Raw genomic sequence first — 18,943 nt, 5'->3', positions numbered from 1 at the left:
ACTTCATGCAGCTCTTCCCTTGCCCGTTCTGCGGTCCGCGCGACGAGACCGAGTTCCACTATGGCGGCGAAGCGGGCAACACGCGGCCGGATGGCGTCGATGTGCCGATCGAGCACTGGGCCGATTACCTCTATCTGCGCACCAATCCGAAAGGCACGGCGCGTGAAATCTGGGTGCATATGAACTGCGGCGAGTTCTTCGTCATGGAACGTGACACCGTCACCCACAAGGTGCTGTCCTCAACCGCTCTCGGTGGGGAGCACGCGGCGTGACCGCCTCGCGCCTCGCCACCGGTGGCAGCGCCATAGACCGGTCACGGCCGATCCGCTTCAGCTTCGACGGCGCCACCGTGAATGGCTTTGCTGGCGACACCATCGCCTCGGCGCTGCTGGCCGGCGATGTCGCGGTCGTTGGCCGCAGCTTCAAATACCACCGGCCGCGCGGCATCTGGGGCGCCGGCGTCGAGGAGCCAAACGCGCTGGTCGATATCGGTGGCAGCGTGCCGGCGACGCCGAACACACGCGCCACGACCGAGCCGGCGCGGGACGGGCTGGTGGTAAGAAGCGTCAACGCGACGCCCAGTGCGCTGGCCGACCGCAACGCCTTCTTGGATCGTTTCGCCCGCTTCATTCCAGCAGCGTTCTACTACAAGACCTTCATGTGGCCGGACTGGCACATGTTCGAGCCGCGCATCCGCACCATGGCGGGACTGGGCAAGGTCGCCACGGGCTGGACATCGCTAGGCACAGCCGACCAGATCAATCATCATTGCGACGTGCTGGTGGTGGGCGCGGGGCCGGCCGGGCTGGCCGCGGCAAGGCTGGCGTCCGGCGCCGGTCTCACCGTCACGCTGGTCGACGACCAACCGAAGCCGGGCGGATCGCTCGGCCACCGGGCTGGTGAGATCGACGGCAAGCCGGCGGCCGTCTGGATCGAGGAGACCGCTGCGGAGCTCACCGCGGCCGGTCACCTGATCCTTCCTTCGACCACCGCCTTCGGCATCTACGACCACAATCTGGTCGGACTGAACCAGCGCCATCGCGACGGCCGGCCGGATACGCTGTGGCGGGTCAGGCCACGCCAGATCGTGCTGGCGACCGGCGCCATCGAGCGTCCGCTGCCTTTCGCCAACAACGACCTGCCAGGCATCATGTCGGCGGATGCCGCGCTCACCTATCTCAGGCGTCACGCGGTGCTGGTCGGCCGCAGGATCGTCATCGCCACGAACAATGACAGCGCCTATGAGGTGGCGGAGGCGCTCGCTACGGCCGGCGCTGGCGTCACGCTTGTCGACATCAGGCGCGACGGCACGCCCGCCGCCCCGGCCAATGTCCTGCTGATCGCTGGACGTAGCCTTGCCACCGCGCATGGCAGGTTGCGCGCCGAAGCGGTGACGCTCGACGACGGCGCCAGGCTGGATGCCGATTGCGTGCTGGTCTCGGGCGGCTGGACGCCGACCATCCATCTCTTCGGCCAGGCCAGGGGCAAGCTCGCCTGGAGCGAGGCGCGCGCCGCCTTCCTGCCGGGCGATCCGGTCGATGGCATCGCCGTGGCAGGCGCCGCAGCCGGTGGGGTTTCCCTGTCGGAGGTGTTTGCGGGCGCCGGCAAGGCGATTGCATCGCTCGGCCAGACCACGACAGCGGTGCCGCGCAGCACCGGACCTGAAGCGACGGGCGGCATCCTCGCGGCATGGCCGATGCCCGGCTCGAAGGGACGCATCTGGATCGACTACCAGAACGACGTCACGGTGAAGGACGTCGAACTGGCGGCACGCGAAAACTTCGTCTCGGTCGAACATCTGAAGCGCTACACCACACTCGGCATGGCGACCGACCAGGGCAAGACCTCCAACTTGCCGGGTCTCGCGCTGATGGCCGGGATCACCGGCCGCACGGTGCCGGAGGTCGGCACGACCACCTATCGCCCGCCGTTCACGCCGGTGCCGCTGGCAAGCTTTGCCGGCGCGCGCGGCGGCGAATTGATGGTGCCGGTGCGCCGGTTGCCGCTGGAGAGCGTGCATCGTGCCAGCGGCGCCGTCTTCCAGGAATATGGCGGCTGGCTGCGCCCGGCCCACTATGGCGGCAACACCGATGCGGAACGCTCTATCGCGGACGAGGCGCGGCGTGCCCGCCAGTCGGTCGCGCTGTTCGACGGTTCGACGCTCGGCAAGATCGAGGTGATCGGACCCAAGGCGGCCGAGTTCGTCGATTTCATCTACTACAACACCATGTCGACTCTGAAACCAGGCCGATGCCGCTATGGCTTCATGCTGTCGGAGAACGGCGTAGTCTTCGATGACGGCGTGCTGGTTCGGCTCGACGAGCATCGCTTCGTCGTGTCGTGCTCGTCCTCGCATGTCGCTGCCGTACATGCGCGGCTGGAGGAATGGCGCCAGGACCGCTTCGGGCGCGGCGCCGTCTACATCCACAACGCCACCGCCGAGATGGCGACGCTGACCGTTTCAGGCCCGAACGCCCGGAAACTGCTCGAAACGCTGGATCTCGGCCTCTCGCTCGACGATGCCGACCTGCCGCATATGGCGGTCGGCCAAGGCTCGTATGGCGGAGACGAGGTCCGCGTCGCCCGCGTCAGCTTCACCGGCGACAGGAGCTACGAAATCTCCATCCGGGCTGATCGCGCCGAGCCGCTATGGACGCATCTGCGCCATGCCGGCCAGGCGTTCGACGCGGTCGTCATCGGCCTCGAGGCGCTGATGATCCTGCGGGCGGAAAAGGGCTTTATCGTCATCGGCAAGGACACTGACGGCACCACGCTGCCGCATGATCTCGGTGTCGAGGGTCCGCGCGCCAAACGCCAGGGCGAATTCGTCGGCCGCCGCTCGCTGTTCACCGACGAGGCTTCGCGCGGCGACCGCATGCAGCTTGTCGGACTGACGCTGCCTCAAGGCGAAGCACCACTTCCGACCGGCGCGCATGGCGTCAGGCGGAGCGATGGCAGATTGCGGAGCCAGGGCTTTGTCACCTTGAGCTACCAGAGCCCGACGCTTGGCCGCGCCGTGGCGCTTGGCCTGATCGAACGCGGCGCGGCACGTCACGGCGAGACGATCGACATCCAGCACCTCGGCAAGGTCAGGAGTGCGACGATTGCCGCCCCTTGCGCCTTCGACACGGCAGGAGAGCGGCTGCATGCGTGATCTCGCTGAAAAATGGTCTGTCGCGCCGGACTGGCCGTCGGCGGTCATCACGGCACCCGGCCTTGTGGTGCGTGCGATCGCCGGCCTCAATCAGTTGCTGGTCAGTGGCGATTTCGACGCCTGGACGCAGGCGTCCGGCCTGGACGGAAATGGGGTCGGTGCCTTTGGCACCGCGCAAGGCGACCGCTATGCGGCGCGGCTGGCGCGCGACCGGCTGCTCGTCGTGTCGAACGGCCCACTCCCCGTCGCGATGGGCTGGCACGCAGAAGGCTTCGCGGTGACGGCGATCAGCGCCGGGCTGCAGGTGTTCGAGGTCGAGGGCTCGTCGCTCGACGCTTTTATCGCGCGCGGGACGACACTCGATCCCAGGCAAGCGAGTGCCAGCGCAGCACTTTCCTTCGCCGGCATCAGCGCCATCGTCTATCGCCATCAGGGCAGGCTGCGCATTCATGTCGATCGCGGGCTTGCCGCCTATCTCTGGACATGGATGGACACTGTAGCCAGCAACATTGCCGCTGGGTCACTGGATTAGCCTGCTACTATCCGAGCTGGTCAGAGCGAAAACGACCAGAACAGGCAGGCCAGTGTCGCGGCGGCGAAAACCACGAAGAACAGGCTGCGCAGCAGCACATTGCGGCGCAGCTCGTTCATGACGAAGTGGCAACCGACGATCACTGCTGCAAACAGGAACCGCCAGTTCAGCAACGCCCAGACGGCGCTGCCCTGGCCGAAGGCCCATCTGGCGGCGAGACTGCCGACGATGGCGGCAAACAGCACGATCACGGTCCAGAAGATCGCATCGGCGGCATGGGTGAGAACGATGCTGGCCGCCCTGATCGGCAAGATCATCATCAACAGCGCGCTGAAGAAATAGACGGCAGCAAGCGGAATGAAGGTTCCGGCATCGGCAACGCCATCGAGCCGCTTGACGCCCATCGCGCCATAGGGATAGCCGTGCCTGGCCACAGCCAGGCTCAACGCCATGAGCAAGGCGGTCAGCACCGCGACCAGTGCGAAGGATATGAGGGCTTTGCTCATGGCGTTCCTGTCCCAGACGAATCAGACAGGAACAGATGTAGCGGGCGGTCGTAAATTGCGCGTAAGCGATGCCACCGCCCACACGAATTCTCGTCGCAATGCGCCGGCGGAACGCTATTCGGCGGCGATCCTGGCTTGCGAGCGGTTGGCCAGCACCAAGCCGACCTCGTCCACTGCCTGAGCAGCACGTTTCAGGATCGCATCGGAGCGGAGCACGCCATCGGTAAAATCCTTGTCGGTGGCGTAGACGGCGGTGGGCAGTGTGAAGGCCTCGAAGAAGCCGAACAGCGGCCGCAGCTGATGCTCGACGATCAGAGCGTGCCGCTCGCCACCACCGGTCGCGGTCAACAGGATGGGCTTTCCTCGCAGGGCGGCCGGATCGATCAGGTCGAAGAAATGCTTGAACAGGCCGGTATAGCTGCCCTTGTAGGTCGGTGACCCGACGACGAGAACGTCGGCGGCGAGGATTTCCTCCAGGATTGGGCGCGCCTGGCTGTCGAGATCGCGGCCCCATCTTGCCGTTCCCAGCGACGGACCGATATCCTCGATATCATAGGTGCTCGCCGACAGGCCGTGGCGGGCTGCGATGTCCCTGGTGACCAGATCGACGAAGGCGCGCGTCTTTGACGGCCGGGTGATGTTGCCGGAAAAGCCGACGACTGTTGGATTTGACATGGCAGTGGGCCTCTTGGATGGTCGACGTCTTGATATGGCGAGCCAGTGCCCGCCGGTGGAAAATCAGCTCCAGGCGTGCAGCGGCGGATTTTCGCCGTTGAGGAAATACTTGCCGAGGATGGAGTATTTCCAGCGCATCGGATCGTGCAGCGTGTGCGTGCGGGCGTTGCGCCAGTGCCTGTCGAGATTGTGCTCGGCCAGCGTCGAGCGGGTTCCGGCCAGTTCGAACAACTTGTTCGTGGCGGCGATGGCGATTTCGGTCGACAGGATCTTCGCCTCGGCGGTGACGACCTGCGCATGCGCCACCGTCTCGGCGGTCGGCACGGCCACCGCCCGGTCTATCGCATAGCCGGCCTTTTCCAGCAGCGCCTGCGCCGCATGCAGGCGCAGCGTCAAGTCGCCGATGGCCTGGATGGTATAGGGGTCGTCCCACGCATTGTCGACGCCGCTGTCGATCCAGGCGCGGCTCTTAGTCCTGACGAAACCGACCGTCTCGTCGATCGCCGCCTGGGCGATGCCGGTGTCCACCGCCACCTGGATGATCTGGAAGATGGCGCCGTCGGCGGTCGGCTTGTCATAGCCCTTGTAGCCGGGCACCAGATGCGTCTTCGGCACCTTGACGTTGTCGATGATGACGGTGCCGGACAGCGTCGTGCGCTGGCCGAAGCTCGACCAGTCGTCGATCACCGTCAGGCCGGGCGCGGCTCGGTCGGCGATCGCATACCAGGCGCAGCCCTCGTCATCGAGCGCCACGATCGGCACCAGATGGGCAAGCAGCGCGCCGGACGAATAGAATTTCCGGCCGTTGACGACGACGTGATCGCCGGCATCGGTGAAGCGGGTCTCGAAGTCGGCGGCACGCTTGGAGCCGAACTCGGAAAAGGCATTGCCGAAACGCGTGCCTTTCAGCACTTCGGCGAACAGCAGCTTCTGCTGATCCGCATCCGACACCGTGCGAATGGCGGCGACGACACCAAGATGGTTCTGCGCAACCTGGCCGATCGAGGAATCCGCCGCCGAGATGATCTCGATCACCCTGGCGAGGGTGGCATAGGACAATTCGGGACCACCGAATGCCTTCGGCACATTGATCGACCACAGGCCGCTTTGCGAAAACGCATCGAGTTCGGCAACGGGCCAGATTCGCTCGCGGTCGCGCCGGGAAGAATCCCTGGCGAATTCGGCGGCAAGCCCGTGAGCGATAGCGATCGCCTCGGCGTCGTCCTTGATGATGTGCGCCGACGCGGTTGGCCTTGTGACTGGCGGCACGGCGGCGGAAGCGTGGTCGGTCTTGACGGTCGAGATGGTCATTTTACTGCTCCTTCGGATTTCGGTTCAGGCAACGGCATGGAGATGAGCTGATTTGGCGGTCGGCGATGCCTGTTGCCCCAGGTAGAAGGCCCGCACATCCTCACGCTGGCGAAGCTCGGCAGCCGCACCAGAGAGAACGGAGACACCGTTTTCGAGCACCGTGGCGTGGTCGGCATATCTAAGCGCGACCGCCGAATTCTGCTCGGCGACGAGGATCGACAGGCCGGTCTCGCGGTTGAGTTTCCGGAGCGTCTGGAAGATGTCCTGGACGATGAGCGGCGCGAGCCCCATCGACGGTTCGTCGAGAATCAGAAGACGCGGCCGCGACATCAACGCGCGGCCGATGGCCGTCATCTGCTGCTCGCCGCCGGAGGTGAGGCCGGACAAGGTCCGGCGCTTCTCCTTGAGACGGGGGAAATAGCCGTAGATCCGCTCGAGATCCCCGTTGATCTCGGCGCGGCGACCGCTGCGGCCAATGCCGCCGGCGACCAGGTTCTCCTCGACGGTTAGGCTCTTGAAGCAATGCCGCCCTTCCAGCACCTGCACCAGTCCGGCGCGCACCAGATCGCCCGGCTGGCGGCGCGAGACATCGCTGCCGTCATAGCGGATGGTGCCGGCGTTGACCTGACCGCGCTCGGCCGGCAGCAGGTTGGAGACGGCCTTCAGCGTGGTGGTCTTACCGGCGCCATTGGCGCCGAGCAGCGCCAGGATCTCGCCGCGCCTGATCTCGAAGTTGACGCCGTGCAGCGCGGTGATGGCGTGGTTGTAGGTCGCATGGACGGCGTCCACGACAAGAATGACGTCATCGTTCGGCATGAGCTCTTATTTCCCGTGGTTCGAAAACCGAAAAGGGCGGGCGTCGCGGACAACTTGCCGTGACGCCCGGCTTGGATTGATCAGTTGGTGGTCACGGCATCGGCGTCATCGGCTGTGCGCAACTTGATGCCCTTCTCGGCGGCATAGGCCTCGGCAGACTTCTCGATGATGGGCCGCAGCAGAGCCCAGTCCGGCGCGATCCAGTCGGAGACGACATTCCACTTCTTGCCGTCCCACTGCTGGAAGGTCACGTAGCCTTCGCCCTCGTGATTGTCCCAGCTGACATTGATAGAGTGGAACAGGTCCTTGGCGCCGAGCGCCTCGACCTTGGCCGGATCGAGCTTGAGATGTTCGAAGCCCCAGCGGACCTCGTCGCCGGTCAGCGTGCGATGGCCGAATTTCTCCTGAGCAACACGGATCGCCTCGACATTGAGGATGCCGTTGACGATGCCGAGGTTGTGGTAGACCGAGCCGATGCGCGACTTGTCTTCCAGATTGCCCTTGCCGGCATCGTAGACCGTCTTCACGATCTCCTGCACCACAGGGTAGCTGTTGCCGGAGGCCTGGGTGGTGATGGCGGTGTAGCCCTTGGCGGCGTCGCCGGCCGGGATCACGTCCTCTTCCGAATTCGACCAGACATTGCCGACGATATGGTCGACGGGATAACCGACCTTGACTGCCGTCTTCAACGCCACCGGGTTCATCACGCCCCAGCCGCGCAGGACGACGAAGTCCGGCTTGGCACGACGGATGGTCAGCCACTGCGACTGCTGCTCGTTGCCGGGATGCGGCACCTCGATCTGCTGCACGGTGAAGCCGTATTTCTGCGCCAGCAGCTCGTAGATCGGGATGGTCTCCTTGCCGTAGGGCGAGCCGTGATAGAGCACGACGATCTTCTTGCCCTTGAGCTTGTCGATGCCGCCTTCCTTGGAGGCGATGTAGTTCACGATGCCGGACGTCTCGCTGTAGGGATTGAGCAGCAGCGGGAAGACGTAAGGGAAGACACGGCCGTCGGTGGAGTCGGTGCGGCCGTGGTTGACGGTGATCAGCGGCACCTTGTCGGCAGTGATCCGGTCGATCATGGCATAGGCGATGCCGACCGAAAGCGGGTTCCAGGCGGCAGCGCCGGCATGGCTCTTCTGCCGCTCGTAGCACTCGACGCCGCGCTCGACCTCATACTGCGTCTCGCATTCGTCCCAGGTCAGCTTGACGCCGTTGACGCCGCCGTCGCGAATGTTGATGAGGTTGAGATAGTCGATGAAGCCGCCGAAGAAGCCGGTGCCGCCGGCCGCGTAAGGCCCGACGCGGTAGCTTTGCAGCGGGAAATATTGTTCGTCGGCGTGGGCAGCAGGCAAGGCCACCGACGCGATCATCGCCGCGGACAGCGCCGCCGCCTTGATGGTGCTCAGGAAGGTCATGGCTAGGGTACTCCCGGTATGGGGCCGTCTTGGGTCCGGCCTCTGGTTCATTTTCAGTTCGGGGCGGTTGCCCCCGATGGCTCAAGTCGATTGCCAGGCCAACAGGAGCCGTCTTCGGATCCTGTCCCACAGCGCTACCAGCCCGTCGGGTTCGAGGATCAGAAACAGGATAATGAGCGCGCCCAGCACGATGCGCTGGCTCATGTCGAGCACGCCCGAGTCAAAGAGATCGCCGAGCAGAAAACCGCCGAGGCGAGACAAAGCGAGCGGAAAGACGACGATGAGGGCGGCGCCGAAAAAGGCGCCGCGGATTGAGGCCAGGCCGCCGATGATGACGATGAACAGGATCTGGAACGACCGATCGAGGTCGAAACCATCCGGCTCGACGGTCCGCAGATAGGCGAAGGCCCAGATGACGCCGGCGACGCCGATGATGAAGGACGAGATGGCGAAGGCCAGAAGCTTGGTCTTCAGGACCGGAATGCCGATGATACGGGCGGCGGTTTCATTGTCGCGGATGGCGATGAAGTTGCGGCCGGTCTGCGACGACACCAGCCGATAGGCAAGAAACGTCACGATGGCGACGATGGTCAGCGCAAAGAGATAGCGGCCGACGGCGCCGTCGAGAGCGAAGCCGGCTATTGAAAGTCTTGGCGCATCGATGACGCCGGACGCCGAGTCGTTGGAGAACCAGCTGAACTTGGTCAGCGCCCACTGGACAAAGAACTGTGCGGCAAGCGTCGAAACCGCGAGATAGAAGCCCTTCAGCCGCAGGCTCGGCAGGCCGAAGACGATGCCGATCGCGGCCGCGACGAGACCGGCCAGGACAATGCTGCCGATCAGCGGCAGGCCCTCGACCCGCAGGTTGAAATTATAGGCGGCGAAGGCGCCCGCCGCCATGAAGGCGGCGCTGCCCAGCGAAACCTGGCCGGCATAGCCGGTCAGGATGTTCAAGCCCACGCCGGCGAGGCTGAGCGCCAGGAACGGCAGCAGGATGGCCTCGAACAGGTAGCTCGAGCCAAACAGCGGCACGACGCCGTAGGCGAAGGCGAGCAGCAGGACGGGCGCGATCCATTTCGGCAGCACGGGCGCGGAGGTGATACCGGTTGATATCGCGGTCATGGCTCAGATCCTTTCGACGAGCTTCTGGCCGAACAGGCCGGAAGGACGGATCAAGAGGAAGACGAGCGCGACGACATAGGCGAACCAGCTCTCGATGCCGCCGCCGAAATAGTCGCCGATATAGACCTCGGCGAGCTTCTCGCTGGCGCCGATAAGCAGTCCGCCGACGATGGCGCCGAGGATGGAATCGAAGCCGCCGAGCACCAGCACCGGCAGTGCTTTCAGCACCACCAGGGACAGCGAGAACTGCACGCCAAGGCGAGCCCCCCAAAGCAATCCCGCCACCAGTGCGACGAGACCGGCAGCAGCCCAGACGGTGCCCCAGATCAAGGGCAGGCGCAGGCCAACCGCGAGGGCCGCGAACTGGTCGTCGGCGACAGCGCGAAAGCTGAGGCCGATGCGGGTATAGCGGAAGAACAGCGACAAAAGGAGAACCATGCCGGCGGCCACCAATGCGGCGAAGATATCGAACTGGCTGATCAGCACGCCGCCGATTTCCAGCGGCACGTCCTCTATGCCGAGATCGAGGCCGTGGACCTGCGTGCCCCAGATCAGCTGGGCGGCGCCTTCGATGATATAGGAGAGGCCGAGCGTCGCCATGAACAGCGTGATCGGCGGCTTGTTGGTGAGAGGCCGCAGCACGGTGCGCTCGATGGCGATGCCGATCGCCACCATGATGGCGAAGGTGATCACCAGCGCCAGCGCGAACGGAACGCCGCGCTCGACCAGGCTGACGAAGGTGAGCGCCGCGAACAGGAGCAGCGCGCCTTGCGCGAAATTGAGCACGCCCGAGGTCTTGTAGATCAGCACGAAGCCGATGGCGACCAGCGAGTACATCACGCCGGAGAGCAGGCCGCCGACGAGCACTTCGATGAAGAACTGGTAGTCGAAGTCGGCGATCATATGCCTGCCCCGTCCTCATTGTCCGAGGCGACGCCGAGATAGGCGTCGATGACGCGCTGGTCGTTCCTGACTTCGTCGGGCGTGGCGTCGGCGATCTTGCGGCCGTAGTCGAGAACGGCGATGCGGTCGGACAGGCCCATGACGACGCCGACATCATGCTCGATCAGCACCACGGTGGTGGCGAAGCGATCACGCGCGGCACGCACGAAGCCCGCCATCTCGCCCTTTTCGCTCGCGGTCATGCCGGCCATCGGTTCGTCGAGCAAAAGCAGGCGCGGCTGCGCGACCAGCGCACGGGCAAGCTCGACCCGCTTCTGCAACCCGTAGGGCAAGGTGCCGACAAGGCGATCGCGAACGGGGCTGAGGTCGAGGAATTCGAGGATCTGATCGGCGCGGCTCAGAGTGTCGCGCTGCTCGCCGCGCGAGCGGCCGATGCCGAGCACCTGGCCGGCAAAATTGGAGCGGACCTTGTAGGCAAGACCTGAGGCGACATTGTCGAGAACGCTGAGGCCCTTGAACAGGGCAAGGTTCTGGAAGGTCCTGGCGACACCGAGATGCGCCAGCCGCTGCGTCGGGACCTGGGCATGACTGATCCCATCGAGCAGGACATGACCGCGATCCGGCCGGTAGACGCCGCTGATGACGTTGATCAGCGAGCTCTTGCCGGCGCCGTTCGGGCCGATGATGGCGCGGATCTCGCCTGATAGAACCGACAGGTCGATATCGGCCAGTGCGACGACGCCGCCAAACGACAGGCCGATGCCCTGAAGCGAAAGCAGCGGAGCGGCTTGCGCGGCAAGCCCGGTGGACTCGGCGCGGCCTTCGGATGGCTGCGCTGGCGGCAGAGCTGACGGCAGGCCGCGCGCCAAGACTTCCGGCGCATAGACCGAAGCCTCCATCGCTCCGAGGGCATAACTTGGCAACGGCATTCCAATCGTCCTCGATTGCACCCTCAGGCGCGCAAATCCTCGTTGCCGCTCGAAGGATCGAGCGCGCCGGGCAAGCTTCATTCGTGGGTTGGCCGGAGGCTGTCCGGCCAATCTTTCAGGGTAACTATTCCGCCGCCAGCGAGGCTGCCGCCTCGCTGTCTTCCAGCTCGCGGATGAGTGGAATGACATGCTTGCCGAAATACTCGACCTCTTCCTGGAAGTGCAGGAAGCCGAGCAGGATGAGATCGGCGCCGGCGCGCTTCAGGTCGACGATGCGCTCGGCGACCTGCCTCGGCGTGCCGATCAGGTTCGAGCGGAAGCCGTCATTGTACTGGACCAGATCGTCGAAGGACGACTTCGCCCAGTTGCCCTCTCCTTCCGGCGAGGCCTTGCCGGCATTCTTGACCTCATGGCCAAAGGCGTTGACCGCTTCGGGATTGGCCTTGGTGATGATTTCGGCGAGCACCGCCTTGGCCTCGTCCTCGGTCTCGCGGACGATGGCGAAGGCATTGACGCCTACCTTGACGGAATGGTCGTTGGCCTTTGCCTTGGCCTGGATGTCATCCACCTGTTTGGCGATCTCGGCCGGTGTGTTGCCGTTGGTGAAGTACCAGTCCGAAACGCGCGATGCCATGTCGCGCGCGGCGCGCGACGAGCCGCCCTGGAAGATTTCGGGCAGCGGATGCGGCGGCTTCGGCTTCAGCGAATATTCGTTGAAGCGATAGAAATCGCCACGGAAGGTGAAGCTGTCCTGCGTCCATATTCCCCGCAGCGAACGGATGAACTCTTCCGATCGGCGATAGCGCTCGTCATGGTCGAGCCAATGTTCGCCGATGGCGTGGAACTCGCCCCGGAACCAGCCGGAAACGAGGTTGATGGCGACGCGGCCGTTGGTCAAGTAGCTGATGGTGGCGATCTGCTTGGCCGCCAGCGCCGGATTCCACGGTCCGGGCAGGATCGCCGCGATGACCTTGAGCGTGGTTGTCGCGGCCAGCAGGTCATGGCTGAACGCCACTGATTCATGCTGCTCGTCGGCGCCGTAGCCGGCGGTGAAACGTATCTGGCTGAGCGCGTAGTCGAAGCCGGCCTTCTCGGCGATCTGAGCCAGCTTGCGATTGTATTCAGCCGAATGGTTGGTGCGCTGCTCGATGTTGGAGATCACTAGGCCGCCCGAAACATTGGGCACCCAGTAGGCGAATTTGATCGCGTCGGTCTCAGCGTGTGCCATGAACTGTCTCCCCTTCAGGCGGTGTCGTTGATCGATCCGACCGCAGCCGGTTTTCGCCAATATTTATTATGTTTATAGAATATATATACAAAGAAGGATTTTCCGTTTTTGAAGCCCTCTCGGGACGGAAATACCAATTTTGCGCGGCAGACCCGGCCTCCCGTTGTCAGCTCCCGACTCGAACGTGCCCGGCAGTAGCGCCGATGGCCTCGGCCGGCGTGTCGAGCAGCTTTGCGATCTCGGCCGCGACTGCCTGGGCATGGCGGGCAACCTCCGGCAGGCCCATGAGTTCGCCGAAAGTCCCGCGTGCCAACGGACCGGCGACAAACAGTGTCGTGACCGCCCTGCCGTCCCGGCCGACGGCGCGGCTGTCGCGACTTGTCTCGATACCGAGCCCGTAGGGATCCGTCCCGATCAGCCCGGCCTCGGTCAGCGAGCGCAATGCCGGGTTGAGCTGCAGCGCCTGCCCATGCGCCGGGCCGGTGGTGTTGATGATGGCATCGAAGCGGGCCGTCTCGATCCGCGTCTGCCCACGCCGTTGAAAGCTGACCGCCAGGCTGTCGTCCTCATGGTTCGATGCGACAAGCCTGGCAGCAATATTGTCGAACGTGCCGGCTGCATGGCGGCGGTCGAGCACGGCCGCCACCTGCGGTGCGATCCTGAAGCGATGCACATCCCAGAATACGCGGAGCTGGCGGACCAGCCTTGCCCGCTCCAGCGGCGCAAGTGCGGCCCACAGCACCGGCCCCTGCTGGCGCAGCTGGTCGAAGACGGACTGCCAGTTGACATTGGCCGCGTGTGCCGCTGCCAGCGTCGCACGGATGGTTTTGAGCAGCCGCAGCGCCGTTGTGGCCGGCACGGAGGCAAAGTCGCCGAAGGGCTCACCCCTGATGTTCGGGTGGCCGCGCGAGCGCAACCCGCGGCGAGACAGCGCCAGGATACGGCCGCGATGGCCGCGACGATCGAGTTCGGCAACCATGTCGGCCGAGGTCAGTCCGGAGCCGACGATCAGCACCGACGCCTCCCGCCTGATCCCGGCAAGCGCTGCAGGAGCGTACGGATCGGCGATGAACCCCGGAGCCTCGGCCAGCGAGGCCAGAGCGGCGGGAATATTGGGCAGCGGATGCGTCGCCGCCAGGACGACGATGTCGGCGGCGACCGGCCCGTCCGAGGTGTGCACGGTCCAGGCCCTGCCGTCCTCGTCACGTGCGATATGTGTGGCGAGAGCGCCGACATGACGCACCGCGCCCGAACCGAGCCAGGGTGCGAGGTGCTCGGCGACGTAGCGGCCGAACACGCGCCGACGCGGATAGACGTCGCCATTCTTCCAGATGGCGTCCGCATCGCGTTCGAGTTCACCATCACGGCTCAACCAGAGCGCAAAATGCTGCGGATCCTCTGGGGCCATGCTCATTCTGACCGCTGGGACATTGACCCGGTGCGCCGGCTCCTCGCTGGAGTAGGCAAGGCCGCCGCCGAGCGCCGCTCGCGGCTCGATCACGGAAATCGACAGGCGCTCCGGTCGAGATGCCCGCGCCAGATGCCAGGCCACCGCGGCACCGGAAAAGCCGCCGCCGATGATGGCGACGCGCAACCGACGGGCAGGCGGAAGCGCGTTCACGAGGCGCTGGCGAGTGATTTCGGCCGGTGGTCGCCGGCAATTGTCTCGCCGAACGGGCCGGTGTTGACCGACGAGCCGGCGGCCTTCACCGGATGATCGGTCGGCAGTTTCGGCAGCACCAGTTCACCGAAGCGATAGGCTTCTTCGAGATGCGGATAGCCGGACAGGATGAAGGTATCGATGCCGAGGCGACGGTATTCATCGATGCGTTCGGCAATCGTGTCGGGATCGCCGACAAGTGCTGTGCCGGCGCCGCCGCGCACCAGGCCGACACCGGCCCACAGATTGGGCGCGATCTCGAGCTTGGCGCGGTTGCCGCCGTGCAGTGCGCTCATCCGCGCCTGGCCGACCGAATCCATGCGGGCAAAGACCTTCTGCGCCGAGGCGATCGTCGCATCGTCGAGCCGGCTGATCAGGCTGTCCGCCGCGGCCCAGGCCTGTTCGGTCGTCTCGCGCGCGATGACATGCAGGCGGATACCGAAGGATAGCTTACGGCCGGCTTTCTCGGCGAGTTCACGCACGCCGTCAAGCTTGCGCTCGACATCGGCGGGCGGCTCGCCCCAAGTCAGGTATTTGTCGATCTCCTGCGCCGCCACCACGGATCCGGCGTCGGACGAACCGCCGAAATAGAGCGGCGGGTATGGCGTCTGCACCGGCGGAAACAGCAGCCGGCCGTCCTCGATGCGGAAATGCTTGCCCTCGTGCTCGACCGTCTCGCCGCTCAGCACGCGCTTGTAGATCTGCAGGAATTCCTGCGTCACTTCATAGCGTTCGGCGTGCGACAGGAAAATGCCGTCACCCTTGTTCTCCAGCGGATCGCCGCCGGTGACGACGTTGATCAGCAGGCGACCATTTGAGATGCGGTCGAGCGTCGCCGTCATGCGCGCGGCGAGCGTCGGCGATTGCAGGCCGGGCCGCACGGCGACAAGGAAGCGCAACCGCTCGGTCGCCGGCACCAGAGCCGAGGCGATCACCCAGGAATCCTCGCAGGCCCGGCCGGTCGGCAACAGCACGCCGTAGTAACCCAGCGTGTCGGCTGCCTTTGCTACTTGCGTCAGGTAGGGCAGGTCGACGGCCCTGCCGCCTTCCGATGTGCCGAGATAGCGGCTGTCGCCATGCGTCGGCAGGAACCAGAGCACCTTGATGCGGTCAGGGATGTCGCGGGTCATGGCCTGCCTCCCGAAGTCCGACGACGTTGGCCGGTCATGCCAGACGGAATAGAGGGCGAGCGCAAAAGGTTGGGCATGGCGGGGTCCTGTCCGGGTGGAAAACCATATCGCCAGTGCAGATTGCTTATTCTATAAATTCTGTAGAGTTAGTTTATTCCAAATCCGCGACGGCGATTAGAATTTCTCTCCTCAGCTGGTGGCGCCGACCCGGTTCAACCCTTTGCCCAAACCGCCGAACCCGTGCTGCGATCGTCTCTTGGCTAGATCTTTCCCCGGCACTCAGGCGGGATGCTGCAGCTGGCTCAGCCCGCCATCGACGACGAGGCTGGCCGCGTTCATGAACGGGCACTCGTCGGAAATCATGAACACCGCGGCGAGCGCGATCTCGTGCGTCGAGGCGATGCGGCCGCCGGGATGCAGCGCCATGGTGTCTGCGCGCGCCACGGCCGGATCAGGAAAACTGTTCCAGTAGTCGATGGCCTTTTGGGTCTCGACATAGCCCGGCGCCAGCGCATTCACGCGCACGCCCTGCCCCGCATATTCGAGTGCCAGCGATTTGGTCAGCCCGAGCAGCGCATGCTTGGCGACGGGATAGGGGAAGGTATGCGGAATGATGGTGAAGCTGTGCGTCGAGGCGATGTTGAGGATGGCGCCGCCGCCGCTTGCGATCATACCCGGCAAGACTGCCTTTGTGCAGTTCCAGGCGCCCTTGACGTTGACGTCGAAATTGCGGTTCCACTCCTCCTCGCTGGTGTCGAGCGGCGTCGAAAACACATTGACACCGGCATTGTTGATCAGCGCGTTGACGGTGCCGATTTCGTTGTTTGCCCGGCTGACAGCCGCGGCAATCGCCGCCCAATCGCTGATGTCGGCTGCGGTATGCCCGACATAGCCTTGTGGTGCGGCAAGGCCAGCAACGGCCTTGTCCAGCAACGCGCTGTCGCGGTCGACCAGGAACAACCTCGCCCCTTCGGCCAAACAGGCCTTGGCGATGGCGAGCCCGATGCCTTGCGCGGCCCCTGTCAGGAAGATGCGTTTGCCGGACAGGCGCTCTGCCATTTTGTTGCTCCAGTCGAAGACGCTCAACGCCGGCCCAGTGCCGACGAGCGCAGATTGTCGAGCAGGACCGCCAGGAGCAAGATAACGCCGCGCACGATGTACTGGTAGAAGGCCGGGATGTTGAGCAGGTTCATGGCGTTTTCGGCGATGCCCATGATCAGCACGCCGACGATCACGCCCGACATGGTGGCGCGGCCGCCTGCGAGCGAGACGCCGCCGAGCACGCAGGCCGAGATGACCGAAAGCTCAAGCCCGACCGCCGCGTTGGGCTGGCCGGAGGTGATGCGCGACGCGAGCAGGATGCCGGCGATGCCGCAGACGACGCCCTGGAGCGTAAAGATCCAGATGCGCGTCCAGTCGACATCGACGCCGGCCAGCCGCGAGGCCTCCGGATTGCCGCCGATGGCCAGCGTGTTCTTGCCAAAGACGGTGCGGTTGAGGACGAAACCGAAGACGCCGAAGAGAACGGCCAGCACCCAGATCGGCGTCGGTATGCCGAGCAGTTTCGACAGCGCCAGCTGGTAGAAATCCGGGCTGTTGATGCCGACGGCGCGGCCGTCGGACGCGATCAGGGCAAGGCCGCGCACGATCTGCATGGTGGCCAGGGTGGTGATCAGCGCGTTGATGCGGAATTTGGCGATGACAACGCCGTTGATGAAGCCGACGAAGGCGCCGCAGGCAATTGCCGCCAGAAGGCCGAGCAGGATCGAACCGGTGGCGTTCGACGCCATCACCGCGACCATCCCGGCAAAGGCGACGATGGAGCCGACCGACAGGTCGAAGTCGCGCGCCGCGAGGCAGAACATCATGGTGCAGGCGACGATGCCAACGGTGACCACCGACTGCAGCAGGCCGAGCATGTTGCGGTCGGTGAGGAAGTTCGGCACCAGAGCCGACACCAGCGCGAAGGCAACGATGAAAATGACGACAAGGCCCTGTTCGCCGAGCAGGATCTTCTTCAACCGGTCGGTCATGGCGGGGGGTCCTCAGGATGCGATCGCGTCGAGGGTTTTCTTGTCGGGAAGAGCGGCGGCCAGGATCGCCTTCTCGGCGAACTGGTGGCGTGTGAGTTCGGCGCTGATGCGCCCACCGCACATCACCAGGATGCGGTCGCAGATGCCCATCACCTCCGGCAGTTCGGACGAGACGACAACGATCGCCATGCCGTCCTCGGCAAGCTGATAGAGAAGTTCGTAGATTTCCGATTTGGCGCCGACGTCGATGCCGCGTGTCGGCTCGTCGACGATGAGCACCCGCACGCCCTGCTCGGACAGCCAGCGGCCAAGGATGACCTTCTGCTGGTTGCCGCCGGAGAGGTTGATGATGTCCTGCTTGCGCGACGGCGTGCGCACCTTGAGCTTCTTGATAAAGGTTTCGGCGGTAGCGGTTTCCCTGGCGCGGTTGAGCACGCCAAAGCGTGTGTGATGGCGGCGCGACGAGATGTTGATGTTCTCCTCGATCGAGCGGCCCTGGATGATGCCGTCATGCTTGCGGTCTTCCGAGCACAGCACGATGCCGGCCCGGATCGCGCCATGCGGATCGGTGGCGTGCACCAGCTTGCTGTCGACGGTGACGACGCCGCCCGAGCGCGGATCGGCGCCGAAGACCAGCCGCATCAGTTCCGAGCGGCCGGCGCCGATCAGGCCGAAGAAGCCGACGATCTCGCCGGCGCGGGCCTCGAAGCCGGCCGGCGTCGGCAGCTTTGCTCCTGACAGGGCCTCGACCTTCAGGCGGATATCACCTGCCTTGCGCGGGCGAAAACCCCAAATGTCCGAAATCTCGCGGCCGACCATTTCGGCGACGACCTGGTCGCGGGTGACGTTCTTGAGCGATATGTGGTGGGCCGCGAGCTTGCCGTCGCGCAGCACGGTCAGGCTGTCGCAAAGTCGGAACACCTCATCCAATCGATGCGACACGTAGATGATGACCTTGCCCTCGCCGCGCAGCCGATCGATCAGGGCAAACAGGATTTCGCTTTCGCGCGACGACAGCGACGAGGTCGGCTCGTCCAGCGCTATGACGCGCGCGTCGAGCATGATCGCCTTGGCGATCTCGACCATCTGGCGTTCGCCAATCGACAGCGTCTTGACCTTGCGGCGCATGTCGATGTCGATGCCGGCCGATTTCAGCTTGGCGCCGACGTCGTCCAGCATCCTGGCGCGCGCGATGATGCCGGCGCTGGCGGGAAAGCGGCCGAGGCTGAGGTTTTCGGCAACGGAGAGCTCGGGAACGAGCTGCAGTTCCTGGTGGATGACGATGACGCCATTGTCGAAGGCATCCCGGGTCGAGGCATAGGCCTGGACCTTGCCTTCGATGCTGATCTCACCCGCGTCGGCATGCTGGTCGCCGGACAGGATCTTGATCAGGGTGGATTTGCCCGCGCCGTTCTCGCCCATCAGGCCATGCACGACGCCCTTGTCGACGCCGAAAGAGACGTCCGACAGTGCCTTGACGCCCGGATAGGTCTTGGTGATGCGCGAGAAGTCGAGAAAGGACACGG

General features: G+C 64.7%; 17 protein-coding genes. 3 read left to right on the top strand and 14 right to left on the bottom strand.

Features of this window, described 5'->3' with window-relative positions:
• Positions 1-5 precede the first annotated feature (5 nt).
• Genes AC1DZU_RS03380 through AC1DZU_RS03370 form a run of 3 tightly spaced genes read left to right on the top strand, consistent with a single transcriptional unit; the run spans position 6 to position 3,686 of the window.
• Positions 6-272 (top strand): sarcosine oxidase subunit delta family protein, encoded by a 267-nt coding sequence (locus tag AC1DZU_RS03380; protein WP_477281712.1) that lies wholly within the window; start codon positions 6-8, stop codon positions 270-272.
• On the top strand, positions 269-3,154 hold the full coding sequence (locus AC1DZU_RS03375) for a sarcosine oxidase subunit alpha family protein (protein ID WP_477281710.1): 2,886 nt from the start codon (positions 269-271) through the stop codon (positions 3,152-3,154). Before AC1DZU_RS03380 ends, AC1DZU_RS03375 begins: the two co-directional genes overlap by 4 nt.
• A complete protein-coding gene (locus tag AC1DZU_RS03370) occupies positions 3,147-3,686 on the top strand; it encodes a hypothetical protein (protein ID WP_477281708.1) in 540 nt (179 codons plus the stop codon). The genes AC1DZU_RS03375 and AC1DZU_RS03370 overlap by 8 nt, the downstream gene beginning before the upstream one ends.
• A gap of 20 nt (positions 3,687-3,706) precedes the next feature.
• Here the strand turns inward: AC1DZU_RS03370 and AC1DZU_RS03365 are convergent, their stop codons facing one another.
• The 14 genes from AC1DZU_RS03365 to araG form a co-directional block, all read right to left on the bottom strand.
• Positions 3,707-4,192, bottom strand: a complete 486-nt coding sequence (locus AC1DZU_RS03365) for a hypothetical protein (protein ID WP_477281706.1) — start codon at positions 4,190-4,192, stop codon at positions 3,707-3,709.
• 114 nt (positions 4,193-4,306) lie between these two features.
• Complete coding sequence (gene msuE / locus AC1DZU_RS03360) at positions 4,307-4,867, bottom strand: FMN reductase (RefSeq protein ID WP_477281704.1); 561 nt, start codon at positions 4,865-4,867, stop codon at positions 4,307-4,309.
• Positions 4,868-4,930: 63 nt separating this feature from the next.
• Positions 4,931-6,178, bottom strand: coding sequence for an SfnB family sulfur acquisition oxidoreductase (locus AC1DZU_RS03355; RefSeq protein ID WP_477281702.1), 1,248 nt, complete (start codon positions 6,176-6,178; stop codon positions 4,931-4,933).
• A gap of 24 nt (positions 6,179-6,202) precedes the next feature.
• Positions 6,203-6,994 (bottom strand): ABC transporter ATP-binding protein, encoded by a 792-nt coding sequence (locus AC1DZU_RS03350; RefSeq protein WP_477281700.1) that lies wholly within the window; start codon positions 6,992-6,994, stop codon positions 6,203-6,205.
• Positions 6,995-7,074: 80 nt separating this feature from the next.
• The gene (locus AC1DZU_RS03345) at positions 7,075-8,412 is read right to left on the bottom strand and encodes an ABC transporter substrate-binding protein (RefSeq protein WP_477281698.1); all 1,338 of its coding nucleotides are present in this window, start codon (positions 8,410-8,412) and stop codon (positions 7,075-7,077) included.
• An 81-nt stretch (positions 8,413-8,493) separates the two neighbouring features.
• Positions 8,494-9,534, bottom strand: coding sequence for a branched-chain amino acid ABC transporter permease (locus AC1DZU_RS03340; RefSeq protein ID WP_477281696.1), 1,041 nt, complete (start codon positions 9,532-9,534; stop codon positions 8,494-8,496).
• A gap of 3 nt (positions 9,535-9,537) precedes the next feature.
• Positions 9,538-10,437: a branched-chain amino acid ABC transporter permease gene (locus AC1DZU_RS03335; protein WP_477281694.1), complete on the bottom strand. Its 900-nt coding sequence runs from the start codon at positions 10,435-10,437 to the stop codon at positions 9,538-9,540.
• Positions 10,434-11,366: an ABC transporter ATP-binding protein gene (locus AC1DZU_RS03330; RefSeq protein WP_477281692.1), complete on the bottom strand. Its 933-nt coding sequence runs from the start codon at positions 11,364-11,366 to the stop codon at positions 10,434-10,436. Before AC1DZU_RS03330 ends, AC1DZU_RS03335 begins: the two co-directional genes overlap by 4 nt.
• A gap of 124 nt (positions 11,367-11,490) precedes the next feature.
• The gene (gene sfnG, locus AC1DZU_RS03325; protein ID WP_477281690.1) at positions 11,491-12,594 is read right to left on the bottom strand and encodes a dimethylsulfone monooxygenase SfnG; all 1,104 of its coding nucleotides are present in this window, start codon (positions 12,592-12,594) and stop codon (positions 11,491-11,493) included.
• Positions 12,595-12,760: 166 nt separating this feature from the next.
• A complete protein-coding gene (locus AC1DZU_RS03320; protein ID WP_477281688.1) occupies positions 12,761-14,215 on the bottom strand; it encodes an FAD/NAD(P)-binding protein in 1,455 nt (484 codons plus the stop codon).
• Entirely contained in the window at positions 14,212-15,384 is a 1,173-nt protein-coding gene (gene ssuD, locus AC1DZU_RS03315) for an FMNH2-dependent alkanesulfonate monooxygenase (protein ID WP_477281686.1), read from the bottom strand. The genes AC1DZU_RS03320 and ssuD overlap by 4 nt, the downstream gene beginning before the upstream one ends.
• A gap of 279 nt (positions 15,385-15,663) precedes the next feature.
• On the bottom strand, positions 15,664-16,443 hold the full coding sequence (locus AC1DZU_RS03310; RefSeq protein WP_477281684.1) for an SDR family oxidoreductase: 780 nt from the start codon (positions 16,441-16,443) through the stop codon (positions 15,664-15,666).
• A gap of 23 nt (positions 16,444-16,466) precedes the next feature.
• On the bottom strand, positions 16,467-17,417 hold the full coding sequence (gene araH, locus AC1DZU_RS03305) for an L-arabinose ABC transporter permease AraH (protein ID WP_477281682.1): 951 nt from the start codon (positions 17,415-17,417) through the stop codon (positions 16,467-16,469).
• A 12-nt stretch (positions 17,418-17,429) separates the two neighbouring features.
• Positions 17,430-18,941 (bottom strand): L-arabinose ABC transporter ATP-binding protein AraG, encoded by a 1,512-nt coding sequence (araG, locus tag AC1DZU_RS03300; protein WP_477281680.1) that lies wholly within the window; start codon positions 18,939-18,941, stop codon positions 17,430-17,432.
• Between the last annotated feature and the right edge of the window lie 2 nt (positions 18,942-18,943).

The organism is Mesorhizobium sp. P2_A12, assembly GCF_056405075.1.
Note: the sequence above shows the minus strand (reverse complement) of the source record. Positions and strands in the feature narration are given on the sequence as shown.

Bases quoted from the DNA above. Each gene is read 5' to 3' on its own strand.
- AC1DZU_RS03370 (WP_477281708.1), top strand. From the start codon at position 3,147: ATGCGTGATCTCGCTGAAAAATGGTCTGTCGCGCCGGACTGGCCGTCG.
- AC1DZU_RS03350 (WP_477281700.1), bottom strand. From the start codon at position 6,994: ATGCCGAACGATGACGTCATTCTTGTCGTGGACGCCGTCCATGCGACC.
- AC1DZU_RS03335 (WP_477281694.1), bottom strand. From the start codon at position 10,437: ATGATCGCCGACTTCGACTACCAGTTCTTCATCGAAGTGCTCGTCGGC.
- AC1DZU_RS03330 (WP_477281692.1), bottom strand. From the start codon at position 11,366: ATGCCGTTGCCAAGTTATGCCCTCGGAGCGATGGAGGCTTCGGTCTAT.
- AC1DZU_RS03355 (WP_477281702.1), bottom strand. From the start codon at position 6,178: ATGACCATCTCGACCGTCAAGACCGACCACGCTTCCGCCGCCGTGCCG.
- AC1DZU_RS03310 (WP_477281684.1), bottom strand. From the start codon at position 16,443: ATGGCAGAGCGCCTGTCCGGCAAACGCATCTTCCTGACAGGGGCCGCG.
- AC1DZU_RS03365 (WP_477281706.1), bottom strand. From the start codon at position 4,192: ATGAGCAAAGCCCTCATATCCTTCGCACTGGTCGCGGTGCTGACCGCC.
- AC1DZU_RS03340 (WP_477281696.1), bottom strand. From the start codon at position 9,534: ATGACCGCGATATCAACCGGTATCACCTCCGCGCCCGTGCTGCCGAAA.
- araH (WP_477281682.1), bottom strand. From the start codon at position 17,417: ATGACCGACCGGTTGAAGAAGATCCTGCTCGGCGAACAGGGCCTTGTC.
- AC1DZU_RS03345 (WP_477281698.1), bottom strand. From the start codon at position 8,412: ATGACCTTCCTGAGCACCATCAAGGCGGCGGCGCTGTCCGCGGCGATG.
- AC1DZU_RS03380 (WP_477281712.1), top strand. From the start codon at position 6: ATGCAGCTCTTCCCTTGCCCGTTCTGCGGTCCGCGCGACGAGACCGAG.
- msuE (WP_477281704.1), bottom strand. From the start codon at position 4,867: ATGTCAAATCCAACAGTCGTCGGCTTTTCCGGCAACATCACCCGGCCG.
- sfnG (WP_477281690.1), bottom strand. From the start codon at position 12,594: ATGGCACACGCTGAGACCGACGCGATCAAATTCGCCTACTGGGTGCCC.
- ssuD (WP_477281686.1), bottom strand. From the start codon at position 15,384: ATGACCCGCGACATCCCTGACCGCATCAAGGTGCTCTGGTTCCTGCCG.